Origin of the sequence: Alteromonas sp. M12, assembly GCF_037478005.1 — a bacterium.
GTDB lineage: Bacteria > Pseudomonadota > Gammaproteobacteria > Enterobacterales > Alteromonadaceae > Aliiglaciecola > Aliiglaciecola lipolytica_A.
Window position 1 is genome coordinate 171,172 of sequence record NZ_CP144164.1, and the last position, 24,151, is coordinate 195,322.

Annotated in this window: 16 protein-coding genes; 9 read left to right on the forward strand and 7 right to left on the reverse strand. The window is 41.3% G+C overall.

Annotated features, from left to right (window positions below; translation table 11 throughout):
* Window positions 1-261 precede the first annotated feature (261 nt).
* A complete protein-coding gene (locus tag VUI23_RS00740) occupies window positions 262-1,149 on the reverse strand; it encodes a hypothetical protein (protein WP_342806233.1) in 888 nt (295 codons plus the stop codon).
* Between the two features lie 353 nt (window positions 1,150-1,502).
* Here VUI23_RS00740 and VUI23_RS00745 point away from each other — a divergent pair, with 353 nt between their 5' ends.
* Window positions 1,503-2,513, forward strand: coding sequence for an alpha/beta hydrolase (locus VUI23_RS00745; RefSeq protein WP_216049300.1), 1,011 nt, complete (start codon window positions 1,503-1,505; stop codon window positions 2,511-2,513).
* Window positions 2,514-2,581: 68 nt separating this feature from the next.
* Here the strand turns inward: VUI23_RS00745 and VUI23_RS00750 are convergent, their stop codons facing one another.
* The 3 genes from VUI23_RS00750 to VUI23_RS00760 all read right to left on the reverse strand — a co-directional run bounded on the left by VUI23_RS00750 (window position 2,582) and on the right by VUI23_RS00760 (window position 6,303).
* A complete protein-coding gene (locus tag VUI23_RS00750; protein ID WP_342806235.1) occupies window positions 2,582-4,504 on the reverse strand; it encodes a PHB depolymerase family esterase in 1,923 nt (640 codons plus the stop codon).
* A gap of 135 nt (window positions 4,505-4,639) precedes the next feature.
* The gene (locus tag VUI23_RS00755; protein WP_342806236.1) at window positions 4,640-5,671 is read right to left on the reverse strand and encodes a 3',5'-cyclic-nucleotide phosphodiesterase; all 1,032 of its coding nucleotides are present in this window, start codon (window positions 5,669-5,671) and stop codon (window positions 4,640-4,642) included.
* Between the two features lie 2 nt (window positions 5,672-5,673).
* Entirely contained in the window at window positions 5,674-6,303 is a 630-nt protein-coding gene (locus VUI23_RS00760; RefSeq protein ID WP_342806237.1) for a TetR/AcrR family transcriptional regulator, read from the reverse strand.
* Between the two features lie 172 nt (window positions 6,304-6,475).
* On the opposite strand from VUI23_RS00760, the gene VUI23_RS00765 reads away from it, so the two are divergent.
* From VUI23_RS00765 to VUI23_RS00785, 5 genes are all read left to right on the forward strand, one after another.
* Window positions 6,476-7,549, forward strand: a complete 1,074-nt coding sequence (locus VUI23_RS00765; protein WP_342806238.1) for an efflux RND transporter periplasmic adaptor subunit — start codon at window positions 6,476-6,478, stop codon at window positions 7,547-7,549.
* 1 nt (window position 7,550) lies between these two features.
* The gene (locus VUI23_RS00770) at window positions 7,551-10,589 is read left to right on the forward strand and encodes an efflux RND transporter permease subunit (RefSeq protein WP_342806240.1); all 3,039 of its coding nucleotides are present in this window, start codon (window positions 7,551-7,553) and stop codon (window positions 10,587-10,589) included.
* Between the two features lie 538 nt (window positions 10,590-11,127).
* On the forward strand, window positions 11,128-11,514 hold the full coding sequence (gene rnk, locus VUI23_RS00775) for a nucleoside diphosphate kinase regulator (protein WP_216049294.1): 387 nt from the start codon (window positions 11,128-11,130) through the stop codon (window positions 11,512-11,514).
* A gap of 144 nt (window positions 11,515-11,658) precedes the next feature.
* Window positions 11,659-13,011 (forward strand): NADP-specific glutamate dehydrogenase, encoded by a 1,353-nt coding sequence (gdhA, locus tag VUI23_RS00780; protein WP_342806242.1) that lies wholly within the window; start codon window positions 11,659-11,661, stop codon window positions 13,009-13,011.
* A 275-nt stretch (window positions 13,012-13,286) separates the two neighbouring features.
* Window positions 13,287-14,888 (forward strand): ABC-F family ATPase, encoded by a 1,602-nt coding sequence (locus tag VUI23_RS00785; RefSeq protein ID WP_342806244.1) that lies wholly within the window; start codon window positions 13,287-13,289, stop codon window positions 14,886-14,888.
* 66 nt (window positions 14,889-14,954) lie between these two features.
* Here VUI23_RS00785 and VUI23_RS00790 read toward each other — a convergent pair whose 3' ends face one another.
* Complete coding sequence (locus VUI23_RS00790) at window positions 14,955-15,764, reverse strand: transporter substrate-binding domain-containing protein (RefSeq protein WP_342806246.1); 810 nt, start codon at window positions 15,762-15,764, stop codon at window positions 14,955-14,957.
* A gap of 333 nt (window positions 15,765-16,097) precedes the next feature.
* Here VUI23_RS00790 and VUI23_RS00795 point away from each other — a divergent pair, with 333 nt between their 5' ends.
* Genes VUI23_RS00795 through VUI23_RS00805 form a run of 3 tightly spaced genes read left to right on the forward strand, consistent with a single transcriptional unit; the run spans window position 16,098 to window position 21,834 of the window.
* Window positions 16,098-17,450 (forward strand): efflux transporter outer membrane subunit, encoded by a 1,353-nt coding sequence (locus VUI23_RS00795; protein ID WP_342806248.1) that lies wholly within the window; start codon window positions 16,098-16,100, stop codon window positions 17,448-17,450.
* Window positions 17,451-17,454: 4 nt separating this feature from the next.
* Window positions 17,455-18,744, forward strand: coding sequence for an efflux RND transporter periplasmic adaptor subunit (locus VUI23_RS00800; protein WP_342806250.1), 1,290 nt, complete (start codon window positions 17,455-17,457; stop codon window positions 18,742-18,744).
* Window positions 18,745-21,834: an efflux RND transporter permease subunit gene (locus VUI23_RS00805; RefSeq protein WP_216049290.1), complete on the forward strand. Its 3,090-nt coding sequence runs from the start codon at window positions 18,745-18,747 to the stop codon at window positions 21,832-21,834.
* A gap of 160 nt (window positions 21,835-21,994) precedes the next feature.
* Here VUI23_RS00805 and VUI23_RS00810 read toward each other — a convergent pair whose 3' ends face one another.
* Window positions 21,995-22,696, reverse strand: coding sequence for a hypothetical protein (locus VUI23_RS00810; RefSeq protein ID WP_342806252.1), 702 nt, complete (start codon window positions 22,694-22,696; stop codon window positions 21,995-21,997).
* Between the two features lie 261 nt (window positions 22,697-22,957).
* A complete protein-coding gene (locus tag VUI23_RS00815; RefSeq protein WP_342806253.1) occupies window positions 22,958-23,962 on the reverse strand; it encodes a DUF1838 family protein in 1,005 nt (334 codons plus the stop codon).
* Window positions 23,963-24,151: the final 189 nt, after the last annotated feature.

A 24,151-nucleotide genomic window follows, 5' to 3' on the forward strand; every position in this document is an offset into this window, starting at 1 on the left:
TGCTATCTGGTGTTAACTCGCTAAACACGCCATGCATATTTGTAACGATGGATATTTGCGAACTAGAGTAGCGGGCGTTGTTTTTCACGCAATGACAAATATCAATGTTGAAACACTTTCATCTGGTAAATCTGTGTTGGGGTATTGCTTGCTAACTAGGTTTTTGGATTCGAGAAGTGGTTTTAAGTGAACAATAAACGATATTGAGTGTATGGAAGCCTGATTTAGATGATAAAAATCAGGCTTTTATTTTGATTTGTTCTATTTTCTGCTTAGGGCAGTGGGTCCTTCAGTAGAAAGTAATGAGGTTAGTTGCTCTATCCCGTCAGATTGTGCGAAAAAGTAGCCATTAATCATTAATTCAGAAATTTTACTGACTTGCGTAAGTTCGGCTAGTTGTTTTGGACCAGGTAACTCTGGACGACAAATGGCACCTCCAAAATAGTGATCCACATCATCTAGCACCAGTGCGTAATGGTCGTTTGTCGATGCCGCCATCTCATAAGCATCAAGATGCGCTGACCAGTCTAACGAGGCACCCATTGGAATGTCATTAGTGCCGGTTTGAATTAAAGCTGGGACGGCTAAGCCAGAAAAACCTTGTTTATCAATTAATCCAGGCATCGCTGGTGGAGGAGAATAGGCTAATACCAATGCCACACGAGGGTCTGCTTGTGATGCATTCATGCCGTCTGGAATAGTAGCGTTTACGCCACCTTTTACTAACGCAGTTAATGCGCCATAGCTATGACCTGCGGCAATATAACGATCACCGCCATAGGTATCAGCCAATAATTGCATGTCTTCAAGTCGAGCTCGCCAAGACATACTGCGTTCAAATTTGTCACGCAAAGGGTGATCTGTTGAATCCATATGTAATGCACTATACACAGTGAAACCTTGTTCTATCCATGGTTCGATTAACGGATCATATTTCCAAGGGGCAGACAATGCGCCATGAGAAAATAGTATTACTCCTTTTTGTTCGCCTTTAGCCTGCCACTTCCAAACGGAAACTTCTCTATCATTTACTTTTAATGTTGTTGTCTGCGCTTCAAGCGCTAGAACCTGTGTACACAACGAGAACAGTATCGTTAGTGCAAATAACAGCCGATTAAATATCCGTTGTTTGTGGGGGGGAAAAAACATTTTATATACTCCTGTCAGCAGTTCTAGTTTAACGATACGAGTGATTACCTAGGTATATCACTCTTATATCTTGAATAATTTGATAACTGTCAAATCATTCAACAACAAGCCTAAATAAACGTATTTTTTGGTGCTTATATACTGATTTAACATCAAAAAAATCTGATTATTGACATTTGTTAATGCATGGGTGGTTTTCTGCAGTTAAGTTAAGCTCTTAGGCTATCAAATAGAGCACTATTTCATAGGCGATAAAAGCATATTACCCAGCCCCCAAGTCTTCAAACCACAGGGTTTTCGATAACAAGGACAGGTAAATTTGAGCTATCAAAAGAATAAAAGAGGAATAATAAATGGAAATTAGCAACAAGATAATAGTCGCAGTACTAAGTGCCACCTTGTACTTAGTCAATATACCCTCTGCATTTAGTCACAGTGATGAAAACGCAACTGAAACTCATACAACTCGCACGTTATCCATGGATGATGTTAGAGCAAAGTATGCTGATAGTAACTCGAAATTTGTTGATTTGGACGGTATCAATGTTCATTACAAAGACGAAGGGAAAGGCCCCGTTATACTGCTTGTCCACGGAACATTAGGCGATTTATTTGATTGGGATGTTTGGACGCAGGAGCTATTGAAATCTGGTTTCCGTGTAGTTCGTTTTGATATTCCTGGATTTGGTTTGTCGGGCAATATTGCTAATGGTAACTATTCCGTTGATCGCACCCACACCCTGATTGATAGCTTAATGGACCATGTTGGCGCAGAGAAATTTGGCATAGCTGGTATCTCTTATGGTGGGATGGTTGTTTTTCGATATGCCGCAACCCGCACCGATAGAGTAACGTCCATGGTACTTATCAATTCTGCAGGTATTCAGACCGCTAATGCAGTTAAGAGAAAACCAAAAACTCCGGGTGAAAAACCCAAACGTACTAGTATCTTTATGTACTCACCGGTGGTTGAAAAAGATGACATAGTCTCTTTTTACGACAACTATATTAATGACAAAAGTAAAGTTACGCCTGAATTTGTACAACGGAAATTGGACTTTTTGAATATTCAAGAGCGCGATAAAACATCCATCGCAACCTTTAAACTTTATGAAAAAGGCGATCCGCAAAGAGTCTTATCCCATGTAAAAGCCCCAAGCTTGATAATGTGGGGAACGGCAAATAAAGCGTTAGATACAAAAACCGCTAGTGCATTTATTGATGCTTTACCTAATGCGTGTTTAACCAAGTTAGTTACTTTTGAAAGTGGCGGTCACTATATTAATATTGAACGTCCAATCGAAACAGTAAAAGTTGCTCAGTCTTTTTTCCTAGATCTGAAAAGCGCCAAACTTTGTAAGTAGCCATCGCTTTGCATCAAACTAAACTGTCGGTGAGCGAAAGGCTCAGCGACAGTTTTTTATGTAAATGACTACTGAGGACAAGAACCCAGATGCCAGTTCTGTGCATCTATACTGTATAAACTGGTATTTCCCCATGTAGAGCCAGTCAGTGCTTCATCGCTACCTTGCGCAAAATAGCTAGGTGCGTACGGATTACCTGAGCTATAAGCCCTGCCTGCAGTCTTATGGTAATAATTGTAAGTAGTGAATTGCTCACAAGTTGGTTCGTCGTCACCATTTCCACCGCCATCATTATTGCCACCGCCATCATCATTTGAAGTACTGCATGCCTGAACTGGTCCAGTACAACTGGCGTCATCATCTTGCCACTGACATTGCTGTGCTGAAGCGGTTATTTCATTAAGTTTAAATGCATTGGTACTGTATTCTAAATAGCAATTTGCATAATTTGTGTAGTTTAATCGGCCAGCGTTTATATGTTGATCTAATGTGGCTGTTTGGCCAGCATCAATGCTGAAACTGACAGTATCCGTTGCTTGTAAGTTTGTAGAATCGGTGGCCACAATAGTGGCACTTTGCTGACCTCCGGCTAAACTGCATGCCTGAGCACTAAAGGTGTTCCCTTGCAATTGAGCCGTTTCATTTCCAGTTGAGAAGCTGACAATTACACTACTTAAATTCTGATTAACGTCTACCACTTCGCCAGAAACCGTGGCGCATTGATTATTCACAGTGGCAATAATTTCAGTTAAAACAGGAGCTGTAGCGGGGGGCGCAGGTCCAATTCTAACGGTACTCGAAGTCGCCTCAGATTGCGCTCCTAGGTTATCTGTCGCAACGGCCGTCACCAGATATAGCTCATCTGCAAGGCTGGCGCTTGAAATAGAAAAGCTGTTATTAGAGAAGGTTTGAGTACTGCTAGAATAATTATTCCCAACCGAATCTTCTATCTCGAAATCAACCTGTATCACCTGTCCATCAGGGTCACTGACTGTGCCGGTAATCAGAATTGTTCCGCTATTTTCCTGAGTATTTAAGGAATCTACCACAGGCGCTAAATTGCGGCTTACTCGCTGATTGTTGTCAGCAAAAAATTGTCCTAAATACATCGCATAGTTAATGCCTGCGCCACTGATATAAGAGCCACTCGCTCCTTGGCCTCCAGACCAAGAGTGGTCAACCCCATTTAACCACAACATTGAAACCCGGTTGTCTTGCCATAAAGTTTCATCGGCGGTTCTGCCGGCTAGGGTAATCTGTTGGCTGCTAGGGATTTGTTGTACGCCATAAACAGCGGCCATTCCTTGTGCATTTTGTTGGTTGTAACAGGTGTCAACCGTGGTGTCAGCATCTCCATGTGCTATTGACGCAATCTGTGTATCGAAATGAGAAGCAAAAGCGCCAGCATAAGTTTGGCAGCGACTGGCTACATTGGCCGACTCGCAACTTCCTAGTGCGCCACTGGAACTTGTGCCAATACTGGGGCCCGCGCTAATCCCCATTCCTGCAAAAATATCTGGGGCTAAACACGCTGTCGTATTCGCAAATGATGCCCCTGAAGAAAGTCCTGAAATATATACCTGATCATCATCAATGTTATAAGTAGGGTCACTGCGCAATGCTGTGGCTAGATTAATTAGGTTTTGATAATCAGCGGCAGTTCTTGACTTGGTCCCTTGCCAATATGACCAGCAACCAAAACCTGCTTTATTCATGGCGTTGGGCACAGCAACTACCATTCCATAAGCCTCAGCTGCTTGTTCCAAGTTTGCATTTAAATAAGTATCTATTGACTGAGTGCAGCCATGCAAAACTAACAACAATGCTCGTCCTTGACCCACGGAAGAGATGCTATCGGGGGTATAGATATGTACCTGACTAAACCCACCTACAGATTGATTATTTTGCCAACTACCGGCATTGGCACCTGAGGACAAGATTAATGTAAGCCAAAATAATCCATTCAGGATTCGAATATTTTTTAATAACATGTGTTTACCTTTTTTGTTAAAAAAATGTAAACGTAGCTTAGGGGCTTGTTTGAAATTTCGCCTTAGTACTTTAGTACAGCGCAAATCTCAGCAGTCAAATCACTCAGTAAATAACTACTCAGCGGCTTTGAAAAATTAAAACAGCAGTTTTTGCCCCTGATGAGGAATGATAATTTCCAAGCCTAAGTCATTTGCTTCATCGAGTTGTTGTTTGATGTTATGACGAGGATTGACACCTTTAGCCAGAGTATACTTAATATGACTAATCACCACTTTAAGGTTGTTTAGCGGCGTTTCGCCATCAATTTTGGAGGCAAAATTATGTAACTCTTGGATTAACAATTTCGGGGTTAGGTGGCCAAATAATAAGTTGTGTGGACGTTCATTTTCAAAAGATACTTCAATTACCATACCGCGCAATTGTTTATGCTTTATTTGCTTTGCAAGGTATGTCCAAATTGCTTCGAGTTTACCCTGTTTCTCTACAACATCGGGTCCGGTATCACCAAAATACACAAACATATCACTGCCATTTTCAATTACAAATGCACTGGACTCAACCGGGTGACTAAGACTAAAGGCGGTTACCACAAGATCTGTGTCTTCAATGTTTATGGGTTTGCCAACAGGCAGATCAACAACATGGTATTTATTCAACATTGGTGGAATACCTCGATCGGTGAAATTCGCCCAAGCTTTGCCGTTAAAGTAGGTTTCGCCAATCATTTTATTCACCGATGCTAACCCATAGATATTTTTACTCGTGTCTTCGGGGGAGGCGACCAACATGCCATTTATATGATCAAGGTGGGCATGGCTAATTAAGTAACCCTTAACATGTTCTCTTAAAATGGTTCCCGCTGTTGTCCAGTTGTCATTTTGCTTAATAGGTAAGTCAGCGAAAGCGTTTTGTTGAACACTTTGATTAATACCGTTCACTATTGTCCCTGCATCTAACGCGACATAGTGAGAACTATTGAGTGAACGTAATAAAAATGCACTTAAATTACCATCCTCAATGCCACCACTATCGCCTAAAACGATAAGTTCAAATGCGGAAGATTGGGATGTTTCGGCCATGCCAGCATGTTGATGTGCAAAAGTCTGAAACGAGATGATTAGTGTTAAGGCTAGTAGCTGTTTAGTAAGGCTTGCAAAATTTTTCATTGTTATTGAGCTTGCTGTCGTGAGGTTGAATAGTGATTTAGAAAAATATCTGCGGTTTGTTTGCTAACGAAATCCTTTTCAGCTTCGCTAAGTGGCGGCTGTAGTTTAAACACCAAAGGCCAAAAGCAACGACCTTTGATTAAGTCATTTAATTGTTCGACTGCAAAATTAATGTCTTCAATTTCCAAGGTATTATCTTTTACCGCCGCCCTGACAAAACGGTGAATAGCAGTTTCTAGCCTAATAATTCTGTCGACTCCTTTTCTTAAGGTGTCTTGTTTGTAAAAAAAGCTTCCTATGGCAACACGAACTAATTCTATGTGTTCTTCGTCGCTCATTAAATTCACTTGTTCTTTAATCAACTTCACAAATTGCTCATAGATTGGCTGATCAGCCTGGTAAACCATCGTACTTTTGAGTATGGATGTTTCCCACTTATCAGTTAAGAGATGTAAAACTAATTCGGCTTTAGTGGCAAAATGATTATATACAGTCCGTTTCGACACTTCAGCAATCTCAGCCAACCGATCCATACTAGTGGCATGCACACCAAACTCTTGGAAGGCACTTTTGGCGGCTTCCACTATTGCTTCACGCTTTAATTCACTACGGTTTTTTTTTGCTGTGCTCATAAACCTCTGCAACTAACTTCAACAATGTTGTTACTTAATTTCGAATATACATCATACATTTGTAGTTTACTTTCAGCTATTCGATAATGTAAACTACACCGAGTAGTTTACTTTTAAGCTATGCATTTATCAATAGTTCCGATCAGTTATATTAAATAGAGAAGTTCCTGCAATGAGATTATTTTTACGTGCACTGCCTGCCCGTTTTTTATTAGCGCTTTCAGTGGTGTTGCTGAGTGCTTGTGGTGAAGAAAGCCAACCGCAAAACCAGGTAGAAAAGCGAGTTGTGAAACTAACACCAGTAATGTCTGCGTCTATTCAAGATCAGTCGACATTTCCAGCAGTTGTATCAGCTGTGAAAACCATCGACTTAAGCTTTGAGGTGACAGGGCGCTTGATTCAAACGGATATTGTTGCGGGTGAAAAGGTTAAAAAAGGCCATTTGCTGGCGAGTTTAGACCCTAAACCCTTTGAAAGAAGAGTAAAAGAACAACAAACTCGACTACAACAAGCCGACAGAGAGTTGAGTAGAATTGTGTCTATGTTTGACAAAAAACTCGTTTCTCAAAGTAATTTAGATGACGCGAAAACGGAATACGAGTTAGCCGAAATAGATTTATCTAACGCCCAACAAGACCTTGCATATACCAAGCTGCATGCGCCTTTTGATGCGCTGGTCGCTAAGCGTTTAATTGATAACAACAGTTTTGTCACAGCTGGCCAATCGATAGCTCAACTGCAAGACGTGTCCCGTATCTATTTTAATATTAATGTGCCAGAGAGATTGTTGTCTGCAAATCAAGGGCGCGAAATATTCAGGGCGCAGGCGTCGATACTCGGTAACCCCGATAAATGGTACGATTTAGTTTACGTGGAGCATTCCACTCAGCCCGATGCGGTTACACAAACCTACCAAGCGGTATTCGCTTTAGAAGGTCAAAACCAAATTCAGGTTACTCCAGGTGCAAGAGCAATAGTAAATGTGACAGTGGAAACTCCCAATTCAAATGGTAATTTACTTATTCCTTTTAGGGCTCTAGTAGGAAGCGATGATGAAGGTTTTTTTGTATGGCGTTATCTTGCTGAGATTCAGTCAGTTGAAAAAGTGCCTGTTGAAGTGTTAAGTGTTGAAGATGCTGTGGTAGTCATCGATGGCCCATTAAATGAGCAAGATTTTGTTATCTCCGCAGGTGCCGCTCAAGTTCATGCGGGTATGAAAGTCGAACCTTATCACGGAGAAAAATAAAATGGATTTAGCGCGTTATGCAATGCGTACGCCAGTGAATATCTGGTTGCTTATTTTAGTCTTCTTGATCGGTGGTTTAATTGCACTTGCGGAAATTGGACGTCTTGAAAATCCTGCGTTTACTATTAAGCAAGTAAAGGTCATTACTGCTTTTCCAGGGGCTAGCGCAAGAAAGGTAGAAGAGCAATTAACAGAACCTCTGGAGATTGCACTCCAGCAAATGCCCCAACTTTATCGTTTAACTTCAATCTCATCACCAGGGCAGTCTGAAATTACCGTGGAAGTACAGCATCACTATGACAGTGATATGTTGCCACAAATTTGGGACGAATTAAGAAAACGACTCAGTGATATGAGTGACTCTTTACCTGTTGGTGCGCAAGAACCTAAGGTCTATGATGATTTTGGGGATGTTTACGGATTATATTTTGCGTTGGTTGCGCCAGATTTTACGCCTTATGAAATGCGCGAATTTGCACGTATCATTCGCAGACAATTGCTGACCACTGAAGGGGTAGCAAAAGTAGAAGTCAGTGGCGTATTACAAGAGCAAGTGGTTGCTTATATTGATCCCTACCAGATTGCTGGTTTAGGTATGAGCTTTCCTGATATTGTGGGCTTATTCGAAGACAATTTAAATCCCCTCAAAAGTGGTCGGATTCAAGTGGATGGGAAAAAAATCAGATTACTTGTTGAAGAATCACCAAATCAATTGGAAGAAATCGGCAATTTATCGTTAGTTATCCCTGGTAGTAACCGTTCGGTGCGAATCAAAGATATCGCCAGACTGGAGCTTGAACCTGCTGAAATTCAATCGTCGTTAATTCGCTACCAAGGTAGTGAAGCCATCACTCTTGCAGTATCTGCCATCGACGGTGTGAATATCGTTGAAGTGGGAGATCATGTCCGTCAAACGGTCGATGGTTTGCTCGATGAATTACCGCTGGGGATGAAGCTGACCCCCATTTATGATCAAGCAAAAATTGTTGAAGATTCTGTGGGCGGATTCATTTTGAATCTTATCATGTCTGTTGTGGTCGTTACCTTAACGCTTTGGTTATTTATGGGCTGGCGTTCTTCTATTATAGTCGGCATGGTTTTGGTTGTTACCGTAATGGGAACAGTGCTGATTATGTGGCTGATGGGTGTGCAACTTCAACGTATTTCTTTGGGAGCTATGGTCATCGCAATGGGGATGTTAGTTGACAACGCCATTGTGGTTGCCGAGGGTATGATGCTGAAAATTCGAGGTGGTAATAAACCCGTAGATGCTGCCAGTTTTATGGTGAAACGTACTCAATGGCCGTTGCTTGGCGCAACAATTATTGGGATTACGGCCTTCTCTGGAATAGGTTTATCAGATGACTCCACTGGTGAGTTTTTGTATTCCCTGTTTTTAGTCGTTTTAGTTTCACTGATGTTAAGTTGGGTGTTAGCTGTGACAGTCGTACCAGTGTTAGGTGGTTATGTTTATAAATCTGAAAAAGTGGTTGGCGAAGAACCGGGTATCAGTGGTGTACAAAAAGTATTTTTAGGTGTTTTGCATAAAGCCTTGCATTTTAGGTGGGTGACACTGACTTCGTTATTGATTATTACAGTTATTGCTTTTGCGGGCTTTGGTTATCTAAAACAAGGTTTTTTCCCTTCTTCAAATGCGCCGATTTTCTTTGTGCATTATTGGGGGCCACAGGACCAAGATATACGTTATACAGAAGGCAAAATTGCACAAGCAGAAAAACGCATTCTAACCTTCGATGCTGTGGAATCGGTTACCAGCTTTGTGGGAAGAGGTGCAGACCGTTTTACCCTGACCTATTCGCCCGAAGCGAATAATGAGAGCTACGGTTTGTTGTTTGTACGTGTCCACAACCGAGATGATATAGAAGCTCTGCTTCCTGCCCTTTTAGCAAAACTTAAGGATGTTGACCTTGATGCGAGTTTTTATATTGAACGAATGCAATTTGGTCCAGGTGGTGGGTCTAAACTACAGGCTCGCTTCTCCGGCCCTGATCCATTAGTTCTGCGCCAATTAGCCGAAAAAACACAACGGATTTTCACTGATGACGGAAGTATCCGCGATATTCGTCATGATTGGCGCGAAAAAGGTCTTGCTTTGAATGCCCATTACGATGAGTTTAATGCCGGTATGTCAGGTATATCACGGTCCGATTTTAACGACGCCATTCAATATGCCAGTGATGGATTATCTTTAGGTGTGGTGCGCGATGGTGACTATTCCTACCCTATTAAAGCCAAAATGGCGACCGCTGGACAAACACCCATTGAAGCGATAGAAAACAACTTAGTGTGGAGTTCTCAGCAACGAGTTTATGTTCCTTTTCGACAAGTGTCCAAAGGATTGGAACTGGTAAATGAAAATGTATTGATACAGCGTCGAGATAGGATTAGAACCATCACCATTAAAGCTGAACCAGGTTTTAATGAAACCGCAGGAGAAGCCTTTGCGCGTATTCGTCCTAAAATTGAAGCTATTGAATTACCCGAAGGTTATAGACTTGAATGGGGAGGAGAATATGAAAATTCGAATGATGCACAAGCGGCATTAAGTAAAGGACTGCCGGTCGGATTCATAGTGATGTTTTTAATCTCTGTCGTTTTGTTTGGGCGGGTTAAGCAACCATTGATCATTTGGATGGTTGTACCTATGGCGGCAGTGGGAGTCGTGGCTGGGTTGTTAATTACCAACATGCCGTTTGGATTTATGTCGTTGTTAGGGTTTTTGAGTTTATTTGGTATGTTGATTAAAAATGCCATTGTGTTGATCGAAGAAATCGATTTGCTGATAGAAGAAGGTCAGACCCCGAAGCTAGCCATAACCAATGCCAGTTTAAGTCGTTTGAGACCCGTTTCATTAGCCGCAATCACCACGATTTTAGGTATGGCACCTCTTTTGTTTGATGCGTTTTTTGCTGACATGGCAGTGACAATTATGGGGGGATTGGCTTTCGCCACTGTACTCACGTTAATTGCTGTGCCCGTGTTGTATAGTGTATTTTTCAATATTAGCTACAGAAAATAATCCGTAGATTTAGAAACTCCTCAGCTTGATCAAAAATGCCAGTTAGTTACCTAACTGGCATTTTTTATTGAGAAAGTTACCAAGATTCTCGAATTTATCTATCTTTTAGAGTGTAAATAATTGACCTTGTTTGATCTTGTTTTTATTTTTAAGCAAGCTATTATTAGCATTCCATTGTGAGGATAAAATGTACAACTACCGCAACACAATAAAGAGTAATTTACTCACCTTACCAAATTAAGCCGAGCGTATTCCTTACGCTCGGCGATACTTTCCTGTTCGTTAATTTAAGTTAGTTAGTAACGTTAGCAAGCGTAATACGCCTGCTCATTAAAATATTCATATTTCCAAATCCTGGTTTACCTTTTAACGTCAATATTTACCGACGCTAGTCACCGTATTCAACTGAATAGGTTAGCGCAGTAGTGGTTTTTATATTGTCTGAAGTTGAAAGGTTAAACATAAAACAGAAACGATAATTTCAAACCAAGGTGCACGGCAAAGTGCCGTTAACCGATCTCAATGAAAGAGGTGATTTATGCAAAATAAACCTGAAATATTTATTTCAACTTCTGATTTAGCCATGCTTGAGGAACAACTTGAAGCGTCAAAATTGCCTGAAGAATTAGTCGCTGCCTTAGAAGATGAACTTGCCCGAGCAACCGTTATTGACGGTAAAAATATGCCAGAAGATGTAGTGACTATTGGCAAACAAGTGACCTTCAAAATACTAGATAGCGATAAGTTGTTTACAAAAACCTTATGCCTTCCCGCCGATACGGCCAAGCATGCAGATAGCATTTCAGTTTTTGCTCCCATAGGTTCAGCTTTATTAGGCTTAAGAGCTGGTCAGAGTATTGACTGGCAAACTCAACGTGGGCAGCAGTCAGTGCAAATAGTACAAGTGAATACTGGATCTAGCTAAACATCTTATTGTCTTCGGAAAGCTCGTGGAAATGGGTTCTATGGGCTTTCTTTGCAGTTGATTTGTGCTTAATTCATCACATTCAAAGTTTCACTGATTCTGCAGCTACAAAAAAACTTAATGGAAAATATAGGGTTACGATTGATGACATACACAAATCAAACTATTTCAGACTTAAAACAAACCAGCCCAGCTCAGGCGGAGTTCTATCAAGCCGTTGAAGAAGTGCTGAACTCCTTGGATCCCATATTGGAATCCAACAGTAAATATCGTCAACAAGCAATTATTCAACGTATAGTCGAGCCGGAACGGCAGATTATGTTTCGCGTTCCTTGGATTGATGATAATGGCGACATTCAGGTCAATAAGGGGTATCGGGTTGAGTTTAATTCTGCCCTTGGACCCTATAAAGGCGGCTTAAGATTTCATCCTTCGGTGAATGCTAGCATCATAAAGTTTTTAGGCTTTGAGCAAATTTTTAAAAACTCCCTTACCGGTCTATCTATTGGCGGAGGTAAAGGTGGAGCAAACTTTAATCCTAGAGGACGTTCCAATAATGAAATTATGCGTTTTTGCCAATCTTTTATGAGTGAACTTTACCGTCATATTGGCCCAACTACAGATGTTCCTGCGGGCGATATTGGCGTGGGCGCAGCTGAAATAGGTTATATGTTTGGTCAATATAAGCGCCTAACTGGGCGTTACGAAGGGATCCTAACTGGAAAAGGTCTGCTTTGGGGAGGTTCATTAGCACGTAAAGAAGCCACTGGATACGGAACAGTGTATTTTGCAGATAATATGCTAAAAGCCAGAGAAGACAGTTTAGAGGGGAAAACGTGTTTAGTTTCAGGGGCGGGTAATGTGGCAATTTATGCAATGGAAAAACTTTATCAGTTGGGGGCTACGCCCATCAGTTGCAGCGATTCTTCAGGCACTATTTATCATCCCAATGGTATCGACCTAGAATTGGTAAAGCAGCTCAAAGAACAGCAACAAGCCAGTTTAATTGCTTATATTGAAAAGTATCCTAATGCTAAATATACGCCGACTTCAGATTATCCATCAGACGGTCATGCAGTTTGGCGTTATTGCGCTGATGCTGCATTTCCATGCGCGACGCAGAATGAGTTAACCAAGTCAGATGCTGAAGAATTACTCGCTAATGGTTGTCACTTGGTTTGCGAGGGGGCCAATATGCCATCCACTCAAGAGGCTGCCGATTTGTTTGTTGCATCTGATATCGCTTATGGCCCGGGCAAAGCCGCTAATGCTGGTGGTGTGGCAACAAGCCAACTGGAAATGGCGCAAAATGCGAGTATGCAGAAGTGGACGTTTGAACAAGTTGATCAGCAACTACAGCACATTATGGAAAACATTTTTGTGACTGCAAATGAGACAGCCAAAGAATTTGGCCAGGCTGGAAATCTCGTTCTTGGTGCCAATATAGCCGGCTTTCGCCGTGTTGCGGATGCGATGATCGAACAAGGTGTTGTTTAGTCAATCAGCATAGATTACTGATACTTCTATTCTGCTTTTTATGCCATTTAGCAGAAAAAGTGTGAGAAATGACTCAGCAACATGAAACAGCCAAAGAGAGTCGCTGCGAGAATCCATTTTTTAGTACAATTTATAGTCAGTTTTCCTCGACTTTTCGTGCATATTTATATATAGTGCGCGCCGTTTTGAACTAAGTAGTATTGCGCAGCGACATTGGGCTTTTATTGTGAACCTTGGTTTGTTTTTGTTGCTTTTTTACTATTTGGAATTTTGTTTTGATATCTACCGCAAACATCACTATGCAGTTTGGCGCTGAGCCACTGTTTGAAAACATCTCTGCTAAATTTGGCAATGGCAATCGTTATGGCTTAATTGGCGCTAATGGCTGTGGTAAATCCACACTTATGAAAATTCTCAGTGGCGATTTAGCACCTACCTCTGGCAACGTTTCTGTTTCACCTGGTCAAAAATTGGGTAAGTTAAGCCAAGATCAGTTCGCGTTTGAAAAATATTCTGTGGTTGATACCGTTATTATGGGTGACATGGAGTTATGGAAGGTTAAACAAGAGCGTGATGAAATTTACGCCAAACCTGAAATGAGCGAAGCTGATGGTATGCATGTGGCTGAATTAGAAACCCTTTACGCTGAAATGGACGGTTATACTGCTGAATCACGGGCAGGCGAGATTTTGTTAGAAGCGGGTATCGATGAACATTATCACTACGGTTTGATGTCACAAGTATCACCAGGTTGGAAAGTCAGGGTGTTACTTGCACAGGCTTTATTCGCCAATCCAGACATATTATTACTCGACGAACCTACCAACAACTTGGATATTTATACTATCAATTGGTTAGCTGAAGTGTTGAATCAGCGTAAGTCCACCATGATAATTATTTCCCATGATAGGCACTTTTTGAATTCCGTGTGTACCCACATGGCAGACATCGACTATGGTGAATTACGTATTTATCCAGGTAATTATGAAAAGTATCAAGAAGCTGCTTCACTTATTCAAGAGCAATTGTTGCGAGAAAATGCCAAGAAGAGCGAAGAAATAGAAGAATTACAGGCTTTTGTTGCACGCTTTTCTGCCAACGCCTCGAAAGCTAAACTGGCAACTTCTCGTGCGAAAAAAATGGATAAGATCCAATTGGATGAGGTGAAGAGCTCGAGTCGTCGTACACCGCGTATTCAATTCAAACAACATCAAAAACTGCACAGACAAGCTCTGATTTTAGAAGATATGAGTTTTGGTTTTGAAGAAGAGCCCTTGTTTAAAGACGCTAATCTGTTATTAGAAGCGGGTGCAAAGTTAGCCATTATTGGTGAAAACGGTGTGGGTAAAACCAGTTTCTTACGTTGTTTGATGGATAAATTGAAAGCGGAAGGTGTGGTTAAGTGGTCTGAGAATGCCACTGTCGGCTATTGTCCTCAAGACAGTTCAGACGATTTCGATTGTGATTTAAGCCTTTTTGATTGGATGTCTCAATGGCGCACGCCAAAACACAACGATTTGATGGTCCGAGGTTTATTGGGCAGTTTGTTATTTAGCGCAGACGACTTCAATAAAAAAGCGAAAGTGTGTTCAGGTGGTGAGAAAAATCGTTTGTTATTCGGTAAGCTGATGATGGCTGACTTAAATGTGTTGGTGATGGATGAGCCTACTAACCACATGGATATGGAAGCGATTGAAGCACTTAACAATGCTTTGAAAGATTTCGATGGCACTTTAATCTTTGTAAGCCACGACCGCGAATTTGTTTCCTCTTTGGCGACTCGTGTTATTGAGATTAAAGATCAACAAGTAATTGATTTTCAGGGCACTTATGAGGAATACCTTTCTCATCAAGGGTTACAAAAAGCAGTAGCTTAAGACCGAACTCAGACAATATTGATGAATCAAAAGCGCGCGAATTAGGGCGCGCTTAAATCAATAACTTCATTCGTTGTTGAGTTTTAGGTTTTTCGGTATTACATCATGCTTGCGTAAAATGTTATCAATTTCGCCTTCCTGTTTAAGTGCTCTTATCGCTGCATTTAGATTCGGTAACAGATGACTCAGTTCTCGACGAAGGCGTAAAACGATATCGCCATGGGAATGAACACTGGCGAGTGATATTTTGACATTATGTTTATTGGCCCAGTAATGAGCGGTTAAATTTTCTAATATGGCGACTTCAAAACGACCTCTTTTTAAGCCCCTAATTAATCCATCTTCTGTGCTAAAGTCGATTCTTGTAAACATATCATCATCGAAGTAACTATAGCCTGCAATAGTACCTACATATTTGTCATAAATGGCGTGAGGATCTGCATATTTCTCGGCGTTTTCTTGTAAGGTGACATTGTATTCGGTTAATTCAAAAATCATAATGGATTGCACATATTCATCTCCCATATCACCATTTTTAAACCAACTCGGGCTCATAAAATCGATATCTAATTGATTTTCTTCGAATACTTTTGCTGCTCGTTTGGGCGGATAATAATAAAACTCATAAGAGTAGCCAGCCTTTTCCAATATTAAGTCAATCACTTCTGCGAAGATGCCGGGGTTTGCATCATCGCCGGAGTATCCATAGGGAGTCCAAGATTCGGTGCCAATTAAGTTGTATTTTAATGTGATTGATTTTTTATCGATTGCCTGAGAAGTTGAAACCATTCCAAAATAAGCCAAAACAAAGAATAGCATCCAAGCCAAAAGCTGGGTTCTAACAGAGGATATCTTGAAAAAACTGCAACAAGTCATAAAACTTACTCGTGTCCAAGAGTGAATTGTGAAATTAAGTGAAGTTGAAACTTCATTTAACCTACATAATACGTCATAAAATCGTTTTTTCCTGTTTGATTAGCCGTTATTGTCTAATAAACTTCCACTGCGACTTAAAAATCAGTGTTGCACCAGTTTATGTAATATTTAAAAGCAAATTTGTTAGCTTCGTAAAGTTTACGTAAATTCAATTTTTTATTGCTGCAGAACTTGTACACTACCTTTATCATTTCAATCAAAATGCACAAATTACATGGACTTATGTTGTCACCTTTTTCTCCTATGAACAAAAAAGTAAAGGGAATTTCGCTATTGTTTATTTTGGCGTTGTTGCATGGGTGTGCTTCTGTCAAGTTAGACCAAGACAAAGAAATCCCAGCATTACCCGATGAGTGGCAGTTTCAACACAATGCCGACGACGTCGACGATAACTGGTTAGCAAATTTCACTTCCGAATCCGATAATCAACATTTAACCGCTTTACTCAATGAAGCCATCCAGGCAAATCAGTCGATTCGTGCCCAAGCCTATTTAGTGGATATCGCGGCGCAGAATTTAACTATTGCCAAAAGTAATTTTTGGCCTTCCTTAGATACATCCTTTGATGCGTCACGGACTAGCAGCAATGGTAATAGTTTTAGTTTAGAAGCGGGCCTTTCTTATGAGTTGGATATTTGGGGGGCGTTGTCAGACACTGAGCGTCAAGCAAAACTCAATTATTTGCAGGCTAAAGCCGAATTAGAAGAGGCAAGATTGCAGCTCGCTGGCAACGTTATTGTCGCTTATGCGAATGCGTCTAGGGCTTTTCAGCGGGTTGAGCTGGCCGCTCAACAAGTTCAAAATTCAACTGACAGTCTAGACATTATTGAACGTGGTTATCGGGCCGGCCTAAACGAATCTTTAGATGTATACCTTGCTCGTAATGAACTTAACAGTGATAAATCCACACTTGCAACAAACCAGCAAACATTACTGGAGAGTGTACGAGCTTTGGAACGGTTGTTAGGGCGCTACCCTGATGCAAAACTGGATGTAACTCAAGTATTGGCATTGCCTGATGTGGATGTTGCAGTCGGTTTACCTTCTGAGTTGGTGACCCGCAAACCAGCCTTACAAGCCAGTTGGCTGGCGTTAATGGCACAAGATGCAACCCTTGCCATTGCACATAAAGCTCGTTTCCCTGCAATCAATTTGGCCGCTAGTGTTGGGCCCTCAAGTGACTCTTTATCAGACTTGCTATCCACTTCTGCAGGTTGGTCTTTGATTGGCAGTATTTCAGCGCCGATTTTTAATGCTGGAAAGCTTAAGGCGAATGAAGAGGTTGAGTTGTTAACCTTGAAACGTCTGGAAGAAAATTATTTAGATGCGGTTTTAAATGCCCTATTGGAAGTGGAAAATACTCTATCTGCTGAAGCGAGCTTAGTTGAGCGTTATCAAGCGACCCAAAAAGCGGCTGAAAATGCGCAATTTGCAAATCAACTGTCTTTCGAACAATACCAAGCCGGTCTAATTACTTACACCACAGTGTTAGAGGCGCAAGCAAGACTTATTACAGCCCAAAACAACCTTATTGATATTAAAACTGACTTAATTGCGAATCGAGTGCAACTGCATGTTGCCCTTGGAGGAGGAATGAACCTCTACGCCCCTATTCAAGAGCTTTGATTAAATGGTAATTTCTAAAAAAATCGTACTGCCCATTGTTGTTTTACTTATCACTGTAGTTACTGTGTTGATCATCTACAACAACCCTCCCCAAGCTGGCCGTCAAAAGCCATCTAGTGCGGCAGTGTTAAGTGTAGAAACGCAACTATTGCGACCTCAACGTTTTCACATCACTTTGGATAGCTACGGGGTAGTTACTCCGCGCACACAAAGCACCTTAATGTCGCAGGTGGCTGGGCAAGTCGTGTTTGTCAACGATGGCTTTCGCACCGGCGGATTCTTCCAAAAAGGTGATTTGTTAGTCGCTATAGACGATAGCGACTATCTTGCTGAAGTAAATATCGCCAAGGCGAATCTTATTACTGCGCAACAAAATTTAGCTGAGGAGATGGCTCGGTCTGAACAAGCTAAAATAGATTGGCAGCGCTTAGGCGGTAAACAAAAACCAACAGATCTAGTTTTACGAATACCGCAACAGGAAAGTGCGCAAGCTAATTTGACCTCTGCAAAAGCACAATTGTTAAAAGCTGAATTATCGCTAAAACGGACTAAGATAGTCGCGCCTTACAGTGGGCGTGTGGTCACCCAAAACGTCGATATCGGCTCGGTTGTTTCCAACAATACTGAGTTGGCGAGCATTTATGCGACTGACTATTTAGAGGTTCGATTAGCGATTAACAATAGTGATTTAGGCTTTGTGAATTTACCGGAAGCGAATATCGACAATACAATCTCTACGCCACCTATCAATGTGACTTTCACATCTGATCTGATTGGTCAGCAGAGTTGGACAGGTAAAATTGTGCGCACCGAAAGCGCTATAGATTCTGTTTCGCGACAATTGTACGTGGTCGCGCAAATAGATGATCCCTTTAATCAGGCTATCGAAAGGGGCGTCTCGATTAAAATAGGTGAGTATTTAACCGCAGAAATAGATGGCCGAACAATCAAAGAGGCTATTGTTATACCGGTAACGGCTATCTATCAAGGGAGTTATGTTTATATTGAAGAAGATGGTGTACTGCTGAGAAAAGAAGTACAAATTGCATGGCAAAATGATCGCCAAGCCTTAATTAAATCTGGCTTGGAAGGCGGTCAAGCGTTAGTTATAACGCCACTGGGACAAGTTAGTTCTGGAACCGCTGTTTCAGTAATAAATCAAGATGGAAAAAGCACTAAAAGGCTTAAAAATACTGAGCGTAAAGGCAAAGAACGATCTAAAAATCCTAACCTAAGACCAGACAAATCAAATAGCCGTCCTGGATCTAACTCTGCAGCGCAGAAGGAAGGGTAAATGATAGCTTGGTTTGCAAGAAATTCGGTTGCCGCGAATCTGCTAATGATCACTATCATTGGTGCGGGTCTATTGAGTCTGTCGAATCGAATTCCTCTGGAAGTTTTTCCTTCCTTTGAAGTCGATGTGGTGTCAGTCAGTGTCACCTTGGATGGGGCAACGCCAGAGGATATCGAGCAGGGCGTTACTATTCGCATTGAAGAAGCGGTGCAAGACCTCGAAGGTATCACTAAAATCATTAGTCAGTCTTCTGAAGGGGGCGGAAGTGTTACCTTTGAACTTGACAGTGATTACGACAGGCGCGATTTACTTGCCGATATAAAAAGTAGAGTCGATGCCATCAATACATTTCCAGCCGAAGCTGAAAACCCGGTTGTTGCCTTAGCCGATCGTAAACGAGATGTGATTACGGTAGCTGTCACAGCTCCTTACAGCGAGAAGGAAGTGCGTGAATATGCTGAGAAGGTGCGAGATGAGTTACTTGCTATTGATGGTGTTACCCAAGTAGAGTTAGATGGTATTCGCAATTATGAAATTGCCATCGAACTTAGTCTAGATAAAATCCGAGAGCTTGATTTAACCATTAGCCAAGTATCTGATATTATTGATAATAATAGTGTCGATGTGTCTGCAGGTAATTTACGCACTGAAAGTGGCGATGTACTGATTCGTTCAAAAGGCCAAGCATACCGAAAGGACGAGTTTGCATCTATTCCAATCAAAACTAATTCAGATGGCTCAATTATCCGCTTACAAGATATCGCTAATATTCAAGATGGCTTTGAAGAAACGCCGGTGCGAACGCGATTTAATGGTCAGCAGGCAGCATTTATTGAGGTTTATCGAATTGGCCAACAAAGTGCCATAGAAGTCGCCGATAAAGTAAAAAATTACATAGACGAACATCAACAGAGTCTGCCCAAAGGTTTTACTTTGAGCTACTGGGATGACGACTCTATGATTGTTAAAGGGCGTATTTCTAGCTTGGTTTCAAATGCGATTCAAGGCGGAATTCTAGTCCTTATTCTACTCACGTTATTTTTGCGTCCATCTATCGCATTTTGGGTATTTATTGGTATCCCTGTGGCATTCATGGGGGCGTTTATACTGATGCCTGTTTTTGGTGTGACGCTAAATATGATGAGCGTATTTGGTTTTATTTTAGTGTTGGGGATCGTTGTCGACGATGCCATTGTTACCGGTGAAAATATTTACACCCACTTAGGTACTGCCAAATCAGGCGAGCAGGCTGCCATTGAAGGGACACTTGAAGTCGCTAAGCCGGTTACGTTCGGCATTTTAACTACTGTAGCGGCATTTCTGCCATTAGCTTTTATTGAGGGGCGAAGGGGGGATGTTTTTGCTCAGATTCCCTATGTAGTAATTCCCGTTTTACTGTTATCCCTTATCGAGTCCAAGTTTATTTTGCCTTCACACTTGAAGCACTTGAAACTGAGAACTGAAAAAACCAAACAAAGTAAATTGGATTACTACCAGCAAAAATTTGCCGACGGATTCGAGCAGGCCATACTGCGCTATTATCGACCTGCGTTGGTAAAAACACTGCGTTATAAGTGGACTACCATAATGACTTTCAGTGGTATTTTTGCAATTATTTTAGTGCTTATTCTCAGTGGCTGGACGCGTTTTGTATTCTTCCCTCGAATCCCTAGTGAAACAATAACGGTATCCTTAACCATGCCTACAGGCACTGCATTTGAAATCACTAACAAATATATTGTGAAAATAGCCGATGATGCCCGAGAGTTGCAGGAAAAATACACCGAGGAAGATACCGGTGAAAGTATTATCTTAAATATTTTAGCCACCACCGGTGGGCGCGGCGGGACAACTAATGCCGGTAGTGTAAGATTTGAAATTACACCACCAGAATCGAGAGCTTCGACTATTACATCCGCTCAATTGTTGAATGAATGGCGCAAGATGATTGGGGATATTCCTGGGGCTGAAGCGCTAAGTTATCGGGCCGAGTTAGGTCGTTCATCAGACCCTATCGATGTGCGATTGAGTGCTAACAATGTCGCCACTTTGGAACAAGTCGCCGACAAAGTGATAGAACGACTAAACACTTACCCTACAGTATATGATATCGCCGATAGTCTTTCTGATGGCAAACAAGAGTTGCAAATCGAACTGAACAAACAAGGTGAATCACTGGGTTTAACTAGAGCTAATGTAACCGGACAAATCCGCAATGCGTTTTTTGGTGCGCAAGTACAGCGTATTCAGCGTGGCCGAGACGATATAAAAGTGATGTTGAGGTTACCGTTAAGTGAGCGACAATCGTTATCGAGCTTAACCAATTTGTTGATTGATGTGGGTAATGGCGAGACGGTTCCTCTGTCGAGTATTGCGACTCTTACGCCGGGACAAAGCCCGTCGTCAATTCGTCGAATTGACCGTTTAAGGACAATTAGTGTTACTGCTGATGTAGATAAAAACAACACTAACATGACGGTTTTACAAGAAGATTTAAACCAATATATAGCTGACTTATTGATCCAATATCCTGGCGTGAGCTACGAGTTGGAAGGGGAAGCGGAGGAACAAAGAGACTCCTTCGGTTCTTTGACGACAGGTCTGGTCATTGTACTGTTTATTATTTATGCGCTCTTAGCAATTCCATTTAAATCATATACACAACCACTTGTGGTGATGAGTGTGATTCCTTTTGGTGCGATAGGCGCGATAGCTGGACATTGGATAATGGGAATGGACCTCACTATCTTTAGCCTTTTAGGACTCTTGGCCTTAGTTGGCATAGTGGTAAACGATTCGTTAGTTCTTGTTGATTACATTAATAAAAAACGTGAGCTGGGTATGGACTTATTAAAGGCTATTCTAACCGCTGGCTCGTCCCGATTCAGGCCAGTAATGTTAACCAGTTTGACCACTTTTATTGGTTTAATGCCATTATTATTTGAAAAATCGACACAGGCACAATTTCTAATTCCTATGGCGGTTTCTTTAGGTTTTGGGATTTTATTTGCCACGTTTATCACGCTGATTTTAGTACCAATAAACTACTTAATACTCGAATCAGTTAAGCAGCAATCGTGGTTAAAATAAGCGCGAATATGTAACCTAAGGGAGTGCAAAATTAGCCACTAAGTAACATTTAGTGGCTACTTCATTTGCGCTCTTTTAGCGTTCTTCGCGGCATGATAGCGGGGATTGACAAGTTGATACCTTTAGCGACAACAACAATCAAAAATTTATTGTTTATGGGCTACTTTTTCGCCTGGGGCATAAAGCCTTTCGGTATTAAATGCGCAACTGATTCACATTCTGGATTTAGCCAAACAGGCAAAGGAAAACGAGCCAGCATCTTTTCTGAAAATTGCAAAGCTGGGCCATCTATCAATCCATTTTCACGGTAGTATTGGTAAGACAAACTATCCCCCAAACTATAGTTCACTCGGCCTATCATAACCATCTGATAACTTTGCATCAACGAATCAACACTGACTAACTGGGCGCCTGCTTGGGTTAAGCGTTTCATTACTGGTTGTTCGTCAGATACCCTAAGAACACTGATGCTTTTGCCTGATAGCTCATTTATCGACTGCCAATCAAAAGGGGTGGATTCTGCAAGTCGATATAAGCCTAATGCAACATGAGGCATATCCAACATGATATAGGGCTGATTCTTATTGCCTTGCATGGTGTGCATGCTAATACACCACTCGCCAGACCCCATGATTCGTTCCGCTCTGGCAGTTGGTACCACAAAAGGGTCGAAATCGTAATTGACGGGCAGTTGATGCTTTTTTGTATAAGTACGCAGTGCATCAAACATCAATCCACCATTTTTTATCTTTTGTGTGCTGTATGGGGGAAATTCTGCACCGAGAACGAGTACTTTAATTGTTTCTTTTGAAGCTAGTTCAGAAGCCGCTGAAAATTTTCCATAAAAAATCAGGACTAACAAAAGTATGCATTGTGTAATTATTTTAGACATCGTTGAGCAGGGCTAATCCATTAAAACCTGAAGTATAGCCTACTATAACTGATGAGTTGCCATATGCACATAACGCAATCAAGTAGTTTTCACTAGTAGTAACTGAATATCAATAAGTTACCTAGTAAAGATGAAGGGGAATTAGGGGGATTTTAGGTTAGCGTTTTTATTAAATATAAAAAAGCGGCAATTAAGCCGCTTTTGCATTTGTAGGGCACATGCTTATTTTAATTATTTTTTAACAGGTGCTGGTTTTTGTTGGCGGGCATAGTTTTCTAAACTTGATAAACTCGGGCCATACCATTCTGTTGGCGCTTCGAAATACTCAGGGTAGTGTTTTTCAGCATAGGCGCGTATTTTAGGTGAAAGGATTTCCGAACTATTATAGCCACCCATCTCACAGTCGTAGAAACAATGTCCTTCGGCTTGTCCCATTAACATCCACGGTAGCCAAGGGGTGATTCGACTCCAAGCTCCAGAGTATTGAATGCTGGTCAAGTCTGGATTGGCTAAGTCGTCTTTATTGATAACGTAATTAAACATCTCAGAAACACGATTCATTGGACCTGAAGATTCTCTTGGCCATGTATCTGGTTGCAATGCATTAGGATAAAATAAATGAATATGCCTATTTAATGTGACGGTATTGTTTGGTGTTTCTTTCCAGGGGTAGAGCATGGGGATCTTTTTCTTCTCGGTTTTAATCAAACCACCATAAGAAGGACCCTCAGGAACATAGGGAGTCAGTTTATAGTTGAATGGGTCGTTTGCAACAGGCACCACTTTCACGGTTTCGTTGGTATATGGATTCGTCCATTCTTCTAATACGTCGCCAGTTTCTAAATCCGTATAAAAACCAACTTCTTTGAGCACTTTTCCGTATACGCCATTGCCTTCGTCAATTAAACGGGCATATGAAAATCCTTCAAACCCAAACAAAGGTTTAACTTTTTCATTAGGGCGAACGCCATTCACTATACCGGCAAAATAACCAAATTTTTGTTTACCAAAATCAAGATCACCTTGTAAACGAGCCATGGCATCACGATTCCATTCAGGATCGTGGTAAGGCAATGCACCAGATGCTTTAAAAGGCTTAGCTGGGCGATCAGTTGCGCAACCTGCTAATGCCAGTGTGCCGGAAGCTGCAACACCACCACCAATCAAAATTTTACCTGAATTAAGCAGAAAATCTCTGCGCTCAGAAGTGTTAGTTTTTAGCTTTTTAGAATCCATAATATCCTCGGTCATCAGCTATGTAATGCTTGCGAATACCTAAGTTGTTATATTGGGCACAACACTAGTATTCGTTAACGTTTATCAAGTATTTAATCTTGTCAGTAATAAGTACTAATTTAATTTGCAAACTTATTTTGCAATGGCTTTAGATTAGGGGCTGCAAAATACAAGGGCATTAACAAATGT